The sequence below is a fragment of the Empedobacter sp. UBA5528 genome, assembly GCF_002426075.1.
Lineage (GTDB): Bacteria > Bacteroidota > Bacteroidia > Flavobacteriales > Weeksellaceae > Empedobacter > Empedobacter falsenii_B.
This window is the reverse complement of the sequence record NZ_DINY01000011.1, coordinates 41,868-54,627: the sequence shown is the minus strand read 5'-3', so window position 1 is coordinate 54,627 and position 12,760 is coordinate 41,868. Positions and strand designations below refer to the sequence as shown.

The window sequence follows — 12,760 nt, the reverse complement described above, 5'->3', positions numbered from 1 at the left end:
TGATTTTGTATAATTATCTTCTATTACAAATCAACGAAAAATGCTGATTTTCCTCTTAAAACAAATCCCTCATTACCCCCTCTTATTTATATTTTTCTCATTATCAATAATATGAGCTTATTATTTATCAAAATAATGTTATAGATGTTAATCGTTAATTTCTTTAATTATAAAATTTAAACAATTGAAATAGAGTAAATAATAATTATAGAAACAAAAAAAAACGCAACTAATTAAGTTGCGTTTTTAGAATTATCTTTTATAAGATTATTTTGGATTTGTTACTTCAGAAACTGGTTCGCCAATATTTCCGTTTGGCTCTTCTATATGTAGCAAAGCGGCAACTGTAGGTGCGATATCTGTCATATAAACACGGTTATTATTTTTACCATGTTTTATACCCCAACCCATCAAAACAAATGGAATGTGAGCATCGTAAGCCCCCCAAGTTCCGTGTGTTGTTCCTCCAGCATTTTGTTTTCCGCCGTACCATTGTGGTTCTAAAATATAAGTAATAGCACCGCTACGTTTACGATTGTAACCGTTAACCATTCGTTCTTTGATAATCGCAGGAATAGAAGCTTCTCCAATTTTATCCATATCAGCTACGAAAGAAACACCATCAACTTTTTGCATAAACTTTACGATTTCTTCTTTGATATCTTCTTCGTCTAATTTATTTTGTTCGATCGTTTGATAATTCAAATGAACCTGATAATTTGTCAATGAGCGTACAATATCAGTAGATTTGAATTTCTCTTGTAATTTAGCATTTAATGCTTTTTTTACTTCTCCAGTTGGAAAGTATCCTGCATTACCTTTTTTATCTTGGAAATATTTAGGATTATGAGCTCCACCATGATCTGCAGTTAAGAAAACTAAATATTGCCCTTTTCCAACTTTTTGGTCTAAGTGATTAAATAATTGTTCCAAGTCTTTATCTAAACGCAAATAAGTATCTTCGGCTTCGATTGTATTTGGAGAAAATTGATGTCCAACATAATCAGTAGAAGAGAAACTAACCGCTAAAAAATCTGTAATTCCTTTCTCATTTTGACCTAATTTTTCGTTATCAATAATTTCAATCGCGATATCTTTTGTTAACGAATTTCCGAAAGGAGTAGAGCGAATCAAACCTAAACCATTTTCTTTTTTCAACGCTTTCAAATCATAAGGAAATTGCATTTTATCTAATCCTTTATAATTTTCGCGATATGGATTTCCATCTTTTTCACTTTGTACATAAGTATCAATCGGATAAAGTGTGTTCCATTTGTCTAAATATTTTTCAGGAACTTTTTTATCGTTGAATTTTTGTAACCATTTTGGCAACTCATTCATATAAAATGTACTCGAAACCCAGTTACCAGATTCTCCATCAAACCAAAAAGCAGCATCAGCAAAATGACCTGCAGGTAATATTCCTCCACGATCTTTTAACGAAACTCCATATACTTTTGAACGGAAATTTGTTGATAATTTTAATTGATCAGTAACTGTAGAAGTTAACAAGTTTTTTGGAGACATTTTTCCTGCTTTTGATGAAGTTCCAACCCCATTTACAGCATCATCTTGCGTACAATACATTTCTTGTCCTGTTGCTTGAATGATAAAATCGTTCCCAGCAATTCCGTGAATAGCAGGCACAGAACCTGTATAAATAGTGCTATGACCGATAGCTGTATAAGTAGGTATATAAGGAATATAGGTATTTTCGTTGCTAAAACCTTCGTTTAACATACGATTGAAACCTCCTGTAGAATATCTATCTTGGTAACGATATAAATAATCCCATCGCATTTGATCGACAACGATACCAACTACTAGTTTTGGACGGCTAACCTCTTGTTGCGCATATAGCGAAAGACCAGCAAATAACCCTAAAACACTTAAAAAAGTTTTATTAAATTTCATTTTAAAAATTTTACACATAGCAAATGTAACAATTAAATTTTGGGCTAAATTTAAATAATAATTAAAAAATTAGTAAATTAAACAAAATCATAAAAAAATAGAATATGAGTGCAAAGCCTGTAGAAATAGTAGAAATTTTTGATGTTTCAATTGATAAAGTGTGGAATGCCTTAACGACAAAATCTGCTTTTGATAAATGGTATTTTGATATTAAGAAGTTTGTTCCAGAAGTTGGATTCGAATTTGAGTTTTATGGCGGATCGTATTTACATCACTGTAAAATAGTAGAAGTAGAGCCGACTAAATTGTTAGCTTATACATGGAAATATCCTGTCTACGAAGGAAATTCTGTTGTTACATTTATTTTGGATGAATTAACAGATGAAATTGTTCCGCAAACAAAATTAACGTTGATTCATGAAGGAATTGAAACTTTTCCGCCTGATGATAAAAATTTCTCGCGCGAAAGTTTTGAAGCTGGTTGGACAGAAATTATCCGAATTAGTTTGAAAAATTATTTGGAAGGAAATTATGAAGAAGATTCGAAAGTCGAATAAATAAAAAAAGGAACTTCGTCAAGTTCCTTTTAATTTTTTTTTACAGCTTATTATTTTTTGAATAATACTGTGATTCCTTCTTGATTTGGTAAAATCGGACGAGGATCTTCTGCTGTTACTATTCCAGCTTTTTCTTTTCTTAAATTCGCAACCCAAAATGGAATCCAAGAAATAGCCATCGTTGCAAAAAAGATGATACCCCAGAATCCGCATAAAGCGATTGTTAAGAATAATAAGAAACCTAAAAATTGAATCATGATTTTATTTTTATGTGATACAAACTTAGTAAATAAAATTTATAGAAATACTAACATTAATCACTTTTCTTTCATCAAACGATTTCTTAAATTTGTGAGATAAGTAAACAATATATAAATAATAAAAAATACCAAAATGGAATACAGAATTGAGAAAGACACCATGGGGGAAGTAAAAGTTCCTGCAGATAAATATTGGGGTGCTCAAACAGAACGTTCTCGCAACAACTTTAAAATTGGCCCTGCGGCTTCTATGCCTCATGAAATTGTGGAAGGTTTCGCTTATCTTAAGAAAGCTGCTGCTTATGCAAATGCTGAATTAGGTGTTTTACCAGTTGAAAAACGTGATGCTATTGCTGCTGTATGTGACGAAATTTTAGCAGGAAAATTAGATGATCAATTTCCTTTAGTAATTTGGCAAACAGGTTCAGGAACTCAATCTAATATGAATGTGAATGAAGTTGTTGCTAATCGTGCGCAAGTTTTAGCTGGATTCAAAATTGGAGAAGGTGAACCAGTTCTTAAAGCGAATGACGACGTTAACAAATCTCAATCTTCTAATGATACTTTCCCAACAGGTATGCACATTGCTGCTTACAAAGCAGTTGTTGAAGTAACAATTCCAGGTGTTGAGCAATTACGTGACACATTAGCTAAGAAAGCAGAAGAGTTTAAATCTGTTGTAAAAATTGGTCGTACACACTTAATGGATGCAACTCCATTAACTTTAGGTCAAGAGATTTCTGGATATGTAGCGCAATTAAACCACGGTTTAAAAGCTTTAAGAAATACATTAGAGCATTTATCTGAAGTTGCTTTAGGTGGAACTGCTGTAGGTACAGGTCTTAACACGCCAGAAGGATACGATGTTTTAGTTGCTAAATACATTGCTGAATTTACAGGTCATCCATTTGTAACAGCAGAAAATAAGTTCGAAGCATTAGCTGCTCACGATGCAATCGTAGAAACTCACGGAGCTTTGAAACAATTAGCTGTTTCATTAAACAAAATTGCAAATGACGTTCGTATGTTAGCTTCTGGACCTCGTTCAGGTATTGGAGAAATTATCATTCCAGAAAACGAACCAGGATCTTCTATCATGCCAGGTAAAGTAAATCCAACTCAATGTGAGGCATTAACAATGGTTGCAGCTCAAGTTATGGGTAACGATGTTGCAATTACAATTGGAGGAACTCAAGGTCATTATGAATTGAATGTTTTCAAACCAGTTATGGCTGCAAACTTCTTACAATCTGCACGTTTATTAGGAGATGCTTGTGTGTCTTTTGATGAGCATTGTGCGCAAGGTATTGAGCCAAATTATGCTCGTATCAAAGAATTAGTTGATAATTCATTAATGTTAGTTACAGCACTTAATACGAAAATTGGTTACTACAAAGCTGCTGAAATTGCTCAAACAGCTCACAAAAATAACTCAACGTTAAAAGAAACTGCAATCGCATTAGGGTATGTAACTGCTGAAGAATTTGACGAATGGGTAAAACCAGAAGATATGGTTGGTTCTTTGAAATAAGAAATTTTAAATCATTATATAAGAAGAGGTTGCCTAAGCAGCCTCTTTTTTTGTTAAATTTATTTAAATTTGAGAAAAAGTTCCTTTATTAAGTGGAAAAATTGTAACTTTAATAAAAGTTTAGAATTATGGCAACTGTTAAACTAAAAAAATACGAACAAATCATAAATGAAATCCCTGAAGTAAGAGATTTTACGAGTGTTTATTTTTACGTAAATCGTTATAATATTGATCAAAAATACATTCAATATCTTGATGAATTATCAACGTTAAAAGACGAAATAATCTCAAGTTGGTTAAATATCACAACGCGTACATACAGAAATTATAAAACGAAAGATGTTTCTCTAAAAGATAATACAAAAGAGCATATTGTTTTATTGATTTCTTTATACAAACACGGTATGGAGGTTTTCAATACAAAAGATGATTTCGAGAAATGGTTAACGACGCCTAATGTTTTGTTAGATAAAAAATCGCCAGCAGATTTTCTTGATACAGTTTCAGGTCTGAAATTTATCGATAATCGTTTGACTGCGATAGAATACGGAGAAAACGTCTAACAATGTTAGTTTACAATATTCGTAAAGCGAAATATTCAAAATCATTACAAGCTTCTGGAGTTGCCAACAGATGGAATAAAAATGATGAATTTGTTATTTATGCAGGAAGTTCTCGCGCGCTTTCAACCTTAGAATTGGTGGTGCATAGAAGTTCTATTAGCATTGATAACTCGTACAAATTATTAGTGATAGAAATTGATTGCGAAGAAGATGAAATTTATGAAATTAAAAAGTCTAAATTACCTAGGAATTGGCAATCTGTAGAGGCTTATCCCGAGTTACAAGAGATTGGTTCTGCTTGGTATCAGGATTTTAAATATTTGGTTATCAAAGTTCCATCGTCAATCATTCCAAAAGAATATAATTATTTAATCAATACAAAACATCCTGATTTTTCTTCAAAGGTTAAAATCAAAGAATTAGAAGATTATAATTGGGATGATCGTTTGTTATAAAACACAAAAAAATCGACTAAATATTTAGCCGATTTTTTTATGAATATTTTAAAGTTTTTTAAATCTTTTTATACTTTAACAATAAACTATTTGTTACAACACTTACACTACTCAAAGCCATTGCAGCACCAGCAATCATAGGATCTAACAAAAATCCATTAATTGGATAAAGTACTCCAGCAGCGATTGGAATTCCGATTACATTGTAAATAAATGCCCAAAATAAATTTTGATGAATTGTTTTGACTGTTTGTGTTGAAAGATTAATCGCATGATCGATTTTTGTCAAATCTCCTCCAATCAATGTAACTTCTGCCACATCAATCGCTATATCAGAACCATTTCCCATCGCAATCGAAACATCTGCTTGAGCCAACGCTGCACTATCATTAATTCCATCACCAACCATTGCGACAACTTTTCCTTTTTGTTGCAAATCTTTGATAATATTCATTTTATCATTTGGTAAAGCATTTGCGACAACTTGATCAATTCCGACTTGTTTTGCAATTGCATTTGCCGAAAATTCATTGTCACCAGTTACCATCCAAACTTCAATTCCTTTTTCGTGAAAAGCATTAATAGCTTCAACAGAAGTAGCTTTTATTTCATCAGAAATTCCAATTAATCCCAAAACTTTTTCATCATTTCCAAAGAAAGAAGTGGTATAATTTTTAGTCGAAAAATCTTGAATAGCTTGTTCAACCTTTTCATCAATCTGAATATTTAATTCAGTAATCCAACTTGTTTTTCCAACATAATAAACGTTATCTAAAATATTAGCTTTCAAACCTTTTCCAGATACATCTTCAATTTTTAGTTCAGGTAAAATATCTTGCTCTCCAATATGTTCTGTAATCGCTTTTGCTAAAGGATGTTGCGAATTATTTTCGATTGTATAAAGTACATTTTTAGCAGAATCATCAAACCAAATCAATTCTTGTACTTTCGGTTTTCCTTCGGTAATTGTTCCTGTTTTATCTAAAATAATTGTATCAATTTTCTTCGCTAATTCTAAACTTTCGGCATTTTTGATTAAAATTCCTTGCTCAGCACCTTTTCCCATTCCAACCATAATCGCTGTTGGGGTAGCTAAACCAAGCGCACAGGGACAAGCTATAACAAGCACAGTAATCATCGATAAAAGAGCCATTGTAAAGGCATTTTCTTGACCTAAAACTAACCAAGTAATAAACGTTAGAATTGCAATAATAATCACAATTGGAACAAAAACACCTGCAATTTTATCTACCAATTGTTGAACTGGAGCTTTACTTCCTTGCGCATTTTTTACTGATTGAATAATTTGAGCCAAAAGCGTATCATTCCCAACTTTCAACGCTTTGTATTGAATGGAAGAATTTTGATTTAAAGTCCCTGAAAAGACATTTGTATCAATTCCTTTTTCGACCGGAATAGGCTCTCCCGTCAATGAACTTTCATCGATAAATGATTCTCCCGAAACAATAATCCCATCGACAGCAATTTTATCTCCAGGTTTGGCAATAATCAAATCTCCAATTTGTACATCTTCAATTTTAATTTCAACCTGATTTCCATCTTTCACAACCAACACATTATTAGGTTTTAAACCGATTAATTTCTTGATCGCTTCCGAAGTATTTCCTTTTGCACGTTCTTCCATCAATTTACCAATCAAGATAAAAACGATGATTAAACCAGCCGCTTCAAAGTAAGGATGCGCGTGCAAACCTTTGCTATGCCAATATTCTGGAAATAATGTATTAAAAATGCTGAAAAGATAGGCTACACTTGTACTCAAAGCAACTAAAGTATCCATATTAGCCGATTTATTTTTCAGTTGTTTCCAAGCCCCGACGAAAAATTGTTGTCCAAAAATGAAAAGAATTGGCGTAGAAAGTGCCCACATAATGTAATTTCCGTAAGGCATATCCATAAAAAACATTCCGATAATAAATAAAGGAACTCCAAAAATTAAAGCCCAAATCACTTTATTTTTCAGCGTTTTATACTTTTCTTCGTGAAGTTGTTCTATTTCTTCATCTTGATTTTTAGATTCATCAATCACCAAATCATAGCCAACTTCTACTAAAGCATTTTTCAAATTTTCTGGAGAAACTAAAGTAGGAATGTACTCTATTTTTCCCATTCCATTTCCGTAATTCACTTCCGCATTTACAACACCTAACTGACGATTAAGATTCGCTTGAGAACTACTCGCACACGAAGCACACGTCATATTGAGAACGGGATACGATTTTTCGACAGAATCTATTTTGAAGTTATTTTGCTTTAAAGTTTCGTAGATTTTAGGGGAAACTTTCCATAATTTCTTTGCCGAAACGTTAATCGTTTTAGCATCTAAATTCACAGCATATTCATCAAGATTTTCTATTTCAGAAAGTAATTTATTGATGAGTTCAACATCTTTTTCTGAATTCAAATTGATAATCGGTATAGTAAGTGTTAGTGCATTCATAACAGTAATTTTATGGGACAAATTTCCAAAGATTTTGGCGAGAAAGTATTATATAATTAGAGGTTAAAGTTACACTTTTTACTAATTACTTTAAGATGATATTAAAACGTTTCACGCCATCATTTTGTTGATAATACAAATAACCTTTGTGCGCTTCTATAATGTTTTTGGAAAGTGTTAAGCCAATTCCTGCACCATCTTTTCGAGTTGTATAAAAAGGTAAAAATATTTTGGAAATGATTTCTTCATCAATCAATTGTCCAGAATCTTGAATAATAATTTGCAATCGATTATCAGTTTGTTTCGATGAAATTTCAATAGATTTAGTTTCTACATTTTCTAATGAATAAATCGCATTTTTGATTAAGTTAATCAAAACTTGTTCAAATAAGATACGATCAATTTCAACTTCAATATTTTGTGGAATTAAATTCTGAAAAACAATATTTTTTTGATGAAATTCAGCCGAAAAAGATTGTTCAATTCCTTGGACAATTTCATACAAATTTTGTAACGATTTAACAGGGTTTGGTAACATGGTCAATTTACGATATTGCTCTACAAACGTCTGTAAATGCTGACTTCTATTCATAATTGTATCCAAACTCAAACGAATATCATCATAATCATTTTTGTCTAAATGATTCGCTTCAAAATAAGTTTTTGTGGTATTTGCTAATGAATAAATAGGCGTCAAAGAATTGATGATTTCATGCGCAATAACTTTCATAATATTCATCCAAGCCTCTTTTTCAGTGGAATCAATCACGCGCTGAATCGAATCAATAAAAATAATCGCATATTCATCATGAGCAATCAACGTTTTTGTGTTCTGAATCAGATAAGTTTGTCGCTCTTCATCATTAATTTGTATGTCAATTGTACTTTTAAAATCATCAAATTCTTTATTTTCTAAAGTTTCACAAAACTGTGGAATCAATTTTTTTAGATAATTCCACGAACTTGATTTTGGAACGCTAAATATCTTTTGAAAATGATGATTGATAAATATAATTTTTCGATCATTTTCTTCTTTTTTAAGAATCAAAAAGCCAAACGGAACTGCATTCAATAATTGATGATAAATGATTTCTTTAGACGAATTTAAAACATGTTCTTCTCTAATTTTATGATATAATTTTAATACAGAATTGTCTTTTTTATATTGATTTTGATTAATATTTAAGCTAAAGTCATTGTACAATAAAGCATCTATAATTTTCTGATTTTTAGAAAGATAATTTTTAGAAAAATGAATTATTTCCGTAATCGAAACAATTGTAATAATACATACAAATGTAAATGAAAACCAATAATTTTTGATTCCAATAAAAGCCAACATAAACAAAAGAAATGCTAAAAAAAGTATTCTGAGTACTAACTGAAAAATAAGAGAATTGCGTTTCATTATTTATAATTCGTAATGTTATATTTTTCTAATTTTCGATATAAAGCAGCACGAGAAACACCTAAATTTTCGGCTGTTTTACTAATATTTCCTTCAAAAAAATGTAAACGTTCTACAATTTTATTTCGCTCTATTTCGTTCAAATTATTTGAATTATCTGTTATTTTTTGAGGAATAAATGTTGTGAAACCTATATTTTCAATCGTAATTTCATTTTCTTCAGCCAAAATAATTGCACGTTCGATTCTGTTTTGCAATTCTCGAATGTTTCCGTTCCAATCGTAGTTTTCTAATTGATGTAAAATTTGTTCATGGATAATAGGTTTTTCTACTTCATATTTATCAACATAAAGTTCTAAAAAATAATCAATCAAAGGTTTAATATCTTCTTTTCGTTCGCTAAGACTTGGCATTGTAACTGAAATTGTATTGATTCGATAATATAAATCTTCCCTAAAACGACCTTCTTTTACTGCATTTTCAAGATTCGCATTCGTAGCAACAATAATCCGAACATCAATTTTTCTTGGTAAACTTTCTCCTAAACGAATAATTTCTTTATTCTGAATTACTTGCAAAAGTTTTGCTTGTAAATGATTTGGTAAATTCCCAATTTCATCTAAAAAAATTGTTCCATTATTTGCTGCTTCAAATCGACCAATTGTATCTTCTTTTGCATCGGTAAACGCACCTTTTTTATATCCAAATAATTCACTTTCAAATAGATTTTCGTTTAAAGAACCTAAATCAACATGAACAAATTTTTCTGTATTTCGAGAAGAATTTTCATGAATTGATTTTGCCAAAACTGATTTTCCTGTACCATTTTCGCCTAAAATCAAGATTGTTGCATCGGTTTTTGCAATTTTATTGGTGATTTTATATACTTTTTCGATACTCGGAGAATTTCCGTAAAACAACTTATTTTCTTTCGCTTCTTTTATTTTCCTCGATTTTCTAAGTTGTTTTATCGCTTCTTTTATAAGATTAACTAATTTATCATTATCCCATGGTTTTAAAATATAATCAATCGCACCAAGTTTTAAACCTTCAACCGCAGTTTCTACACTTCCATAGGAAGTCATTAAAATTACTCTCGTTTTTGGTTGCGCATGTTGAATTTCTTTCAGCCAAAAAATTCCTTCTTTTCCATCTTCATAACCTGTTCTAAAATTCATGTCCATTAAAACAACATCAATTTCATTTTCTACCAAGATTTGAGGAATCTTTTTAGGATCAGAACAAGTGATAATTGTTTCGAATTGGCGTTTCAAAAGTAGTCGACTTGCAATTAATATTTCTTCTTGATCGTCTAAAATCAGTATAGTGGCTAAAGTTTTCTTCATATTCAGTTTTGTCATGTGTCCGTTTCTGAACAAATAAGTGTTCGTTTTCGGACAGTCTATTTTTTATATAATTTTTTAAAAGAATTGATTTCAATGCTTTAAGAAATTATAAATTTTGGGCATATTTATTACGTATTGATAATTAGTAAAATAACCATAAATAAACGGTTGTTTGGTAAATTTAATAAATAATGGATACGAAAATCAATCAAAAAAATAAAAAATATAAACGCCTCGGAATAATTGCTGTAACGACCATAATTTTAGGCGGTTCGAGTTTTTATTTGATGAATCGACCGCGAACTTTAACTGTAAGTGCAAATGAATTGATGATAAAAGACGTTTCTGAAGATTATTTTGAAGATTTTGTTGTTTTTCAGGCACAAATAGAACCAATTAATTCAATCTTTATCAATGTGATAGAAGGTGGTTCTGTTCAAGAAATATTTGTAGAAAATGGTGAGAAGGTGACAAAAGGATTACCAATTGCACGATTATATAATCCGAATACGGAACTTAATTTTTTGACGCAAGAAACGGCAATTATTGAACAAATGAATCAATTAAATGTTGCAAAACTATCTATTCGGAATCAAGAATTAGATCTATCAAAGGATTTTGTAGGAATTGAACACGATTTTAATCAATCAAAATTAGATTATGAACTAAATCAAAAGTTATATGATCGAGAAGTGTTAGCAAAAAATGAGTGGGAGAATACGAAGGAAAAAATGCGCTATCAGCAAGAACGAAAAGCAATTATTCAAAAAAGTTTGGTAAAGGAACGTGAATCAAATTCGATTCAATTAAAGCAAATTAATGAAGCTTTAGCTATCATGCAAAAAAGTCTAGTAACGCTTCGGAAAAACAAACAAAATTTCTTGGTTTTAGCACCTGAAACTGGTCGTTTAAGTTCTTTTGAAGCGACATTAGGACAATCAATAGAAGCAGGAAAAAGCATAGGAAAAGTGGATATTCTAAGCGGTTATAAATTAGTTGCAATGGTAGATGAATATTATTTGGATAGAATTCAAGAAAATCAATATGGACAAATCGAAATTAAAGGAAAAATCATAAAAGTGAAAGTGACTAAGATTTCTCCAGAAATAAAAAATGGAAAATTTAAAACAGAATTAGAATTTATTGATAAAATTCCTGAAAATTTACAAGAAGGTTTATCCGTAGGAGTAAAATCGATTTTATCCGAGAAAGAGAAGAAATTAGTGATTCAGAAAGGTTCCTTTTATACAACCACACAAGGGAAGTGGATTTTTGTTGTTAATAATGATAAAGCAACACGAAGAAAAATTGAATTAGGAAGAGAAAATCCGAGTGTTTATGAGATATCCTCAGGATTAAAAGTAAATGAAAAAGTAATTATTTCGAATTACGAAGATTATAAAGAAGTACAAGAATTAACGATAAAAAAATAATAACACACAATTTTAGCTGTCATTTCGAGCTTATCGAGAAATCTATAAAATACAGATTCCTCATTTCGCTAAAAGCTATGTTCGGAATGACAAAAAATAAATTAAAAAAATAACATCATGATTAAAATAGAAAACTTATCAAAAATATTTATCACAGAAGATATTCAAACAAAAGCGTTGAATGAGATTAATTTAATAATCAATTCTGGAGAATTTATTTCCATTATGGGCCCTTCAGGTTGTGGAAAATCAACTTTATTGAATATTATTGGATTATTGGATTCTTTCAATGGAGGAAGTTATACCTTGAATAACCTTGAAATGTCTAATGCAAACGAATCGAAACGCTCTCAAGTTAGAAAAGAAAACATAGGATTTATCTTCCAAAATTTCAACTTAATTGATGAATTATCAGTTTATGATAATATCGAATTACCTTTGATTTATTCTAAAGTTTCGAACTCGGAACGAAAAAAACGAGTGCAAGAAATTGCCGAAAAATTAAACATTGTCCATCGTTTGCAACATTATCCACAGCAACTTTCTGGTGGTCAGCAACAACGTGTTGCAGTAGCAAGAGCTTTAGTGATTAATCCTAAAATAATTTTGGCTGATGAACCAACAGGAAATTTGGATAGTATTAATGGAAATGAAGTCATGGAGCTTTTGACCGATTTGCATGCGCAAGGATCTACAATTTTGATGGTGACACATTCGGCTCATGATGCGGCTTACTCTGATAAAATTATTACCATGAAAGATGGTGAAATTCTTTCTGAAAAAATGAATCAGAAAAATGTAAATGTTTTTGAGAAAACTAAAATTTAAATTC

The 12,760-nt window shown here is 30.8% G+C and carries 11 protein-coding genes; 6 read left to right on the top strand and 5 right to left on the bottom strand.

Going from position 1 to position 12,760, the window contains the following annotated elements; all coding sequences use genetic code 11:
• Window positions 1-267: 267 nt before the first annotated feature.
• On the bottom strand, window positions 268-1,914 hold the full coding sequence (gene pafA / locus B4L98_RS03110; protein ID WP_286494818.1) for an alkaline phosphatase PafA: 1,647 nt from the start codon (window positions 1,912-1,914) through the stop codon (window positions 268-270).
• Window positions 1,915-2,018: 104 nt separating this feature from the next.
• Between pafA and B4L98_RS03105 the strand changes: the two genes are divergently transcribed.
• Window positions 2,019-2,471 (top strand): SRPBCC family protein, encoded by a 453-nt coding sequence (locus B4L98_RS03105; RefSeq protein ID WP_115000556.1) that lies wholly within the window; start codon window positions 2,019-2,021, stop codon window positions 2,469-2,471.
• A gap of 50 nt (window positions 2,472-2,521) precedes the next feature.
• Here the strand turns inward: B4L98_RS03105 and B4L98_RS03100 are convergent, their stop codons facing one another.
• Window positions 2,522-2,728, bottom strand: coding sequence for a hypothetical protein (locus tag B4L98_RS03100; protein ID WP_038334195.1), 207 nt, complete (start codon window positions 2,726-2,728; stop codon window positions 2,522-2,524).
• Window positions 2,729-2,864: 136 nt separating this feature from the next.
• Here B4L98_RS03100 and fumC point away from each other — a divergent pair, with 136 nt between their 5' ends.
• The 3 genes from fumC (at window position 2,865) to B4L98_RS03085 (ending at window position 5,280) form a co-directional block, all read left to right on the top strand.
• Entirely contained in the window at window positions 2,865-4,262 is a 1,398-nt protein-coding gene (gene fumC / locus B4L98_RS03095) for a class II fumarate hydratase (RefSeq protein ID WP_180904387.1), read from the top strand.
• Window positions 4,263-4,390: 128 nt separating this feature from the next.
• Window positions 4,391-4,825 carry an antitoxin Xre/MbcA/ParS toxin-binding domain-containing protein gene (locus tag B4L98_RS03090; protein WP_221854470.1) on the top strand — a complete coding sequence of 145 codons (435 nt, stop codon included), beginning with the start codon at window positions 4,391-4,393 and terminating at the stop codon, window positions 4,823-4,825.
• A gap of 2 nt (window positions 4,826-4,827) precedes the next feature.
• The gene (locus B4L98_RS03085; protein WP_180904386.1) at window positions 4,828-5,280 is read left to right on the top strand and encodes an RES family NAD+ phosphorylase; all 453 of its coding nucleotides are present in this window, start codon (window positions 4,828-4,830) and stop codon (window positions 5,278-5,280) included.
• Between the two features lie 58 nt (window positions 5,281-5,338).
• Here B4L98_RS03085 and B4L98_RS03080 read toward each other — a convergent pair whose 3' ends face one another.
• The 3 genes from B4L98_RS03080 to B4L98_RS03070 form a co-directional block, all read right to left on the bottom strand.
• Window positions 5,339-7,741 (bottom strand): heavy metal translocating P-type ATPase, encoded by a 2,403-nt coding sequence (locus tag B4L98_RS03080; protein ID WP_291077508.1) that lies wholly within the window; start codon window positions 7,739-7,741, stop codon window positions 5,339-5,341.
• Between the two features lie 85 nt (window positions 7,742-7,826).
• Complete coding sequence (locus B4L98_RS03075; protein WP_286494821.1) at window positions 7,827-9,083, bottom strand: sensor histidine kinase; 1,257 nt, start codon at window positions 9,081-9,083, stop codon at window positions 7,827-7,829.
• A 65-nt stretch (window positions 9,084-9,148) separates the two neighbouring features.
• Complete coding sequence (locus tag B4L98_RS03070; protein ID WP_286494930.1) at window positions 9,149-10,495, bottom strand: sigma-54-dependent transcriptional regulator; 1,347 nt, start codon at window positions 10,493-10,495, stop codon at window positions 9,149-9,151.
• A gap of 191 nt (window positions 10,496-10,686) precedes the next feature.
• On the opposite strand from B4L98_RS03070, the gene B4L98_RS03065 reads away from it, so the two are divergent.
• The gene (locus B4L98_RS03065) at window positions 10,687-11,928 is read left to right on the top strand and encodes an efflux RND transporter periplasmic adaptor subunit (RefSeq protein WP_286494822.1); all 1,242 of its coding nucleotides are present in this window, start codon (window positions 10,687-10,689) and stop codon (window positions 11,926-11,928) included.
• A gap of 117 nt (window positions 11,929-12,045) precedes the next feature.
• Window positions 12,046-12,756 (top strand): ABC transporter ATP-binding protein, encoded by a 711-nt coding sequence (locus B4L98_RS03060; RefSeq protein WP_286494823.1) that lies wholly within the window; start codon window positions 12,046-12,048, stop codon window positions 12,754-12,756.
• The last annotated feature ends 4 nt before the right edge of the window (window positions 12,757-12,760 follow it).

Excerpts from the sequence above, each read along its gene's own strand:
- B4L98_RS03090 (WP_221854470.1), top strand. The coding sequence starts at position 4,391 with ATGGCAACTGTTAAACTAAAAAAATACGAACAAATCATAAATGAAATC.
- B4L98_RS03060 (WP_286494823.1), top strand. The coding sequence starts at position 12,046 with ATGATTAAAATAGAAAACTTATCAAAAATATTTATCACAGAAGATATT.
- B4L98_RS03085 (WP_180904386.1), top strand. The coding sequence starts at position 4,828 with ATGTTAGTTTACAATATTCGTAAAGCGAAATATTCAAAATCATTACAA.
- B4L98_RS03070 (WP_286494930.1), bottom strand. The coding sequence starts at position 10,495 with ATGAAGAAAACTTTAGCCACTATACTGATTTTAGACGATCAAGAAGAA.
- fumC (WP_180904387.1), top strand. The coding sequence starts at position 2,865 with ATGGAATACAGAATTGAGAAAGACACCATGGGGGAAGTAAAAGTTCCT.
- B4L98_RS03080 (WP_291077508.1), bottom strand. The coding sequence starts at position 7,741 with ATGAATGCACTAACACTTACTATACCGATTATCAATTTGAATTCAGAA.
- B4L98_RS03065 (WP_286494822.1), top strand. The coding sequence starts at position 10,687 with ATGGATACGAAAATCAATCAAAAAAATAAAAAATATAAACGCCTCGGA.
- B4L98_RS03105 (WP_115000556.1), top strand. The coding sequence starts at position 2,019 with ATGAGTGCAAAGCCTGTAGAAATAGTAGAAATTTTTGATGTTTCAATT.
- B4L98_RS03100 (WP_038334195.1), bottom strand. The coding sequence starts at position 2,728 with ATGATTCAATTTTTAGGTTTCTTATTATTCTTAACAATCGCTTTATGC.
- B4L98_RS03075 (WP_286494821.1), bottom strand. The coding sequence starts at position 9,083 with ATGTTGGCTTTTATTGGAATCAAAAATTATTGGTTTTCATTTACATTT.
- pafA (WP_286494818.1), bottom strand. The coding sequence starts at position 1,914 with ATGAAATTTAATAAAACTTTTTTAAGTGTTTTAGGGTTATTTGCTGGT.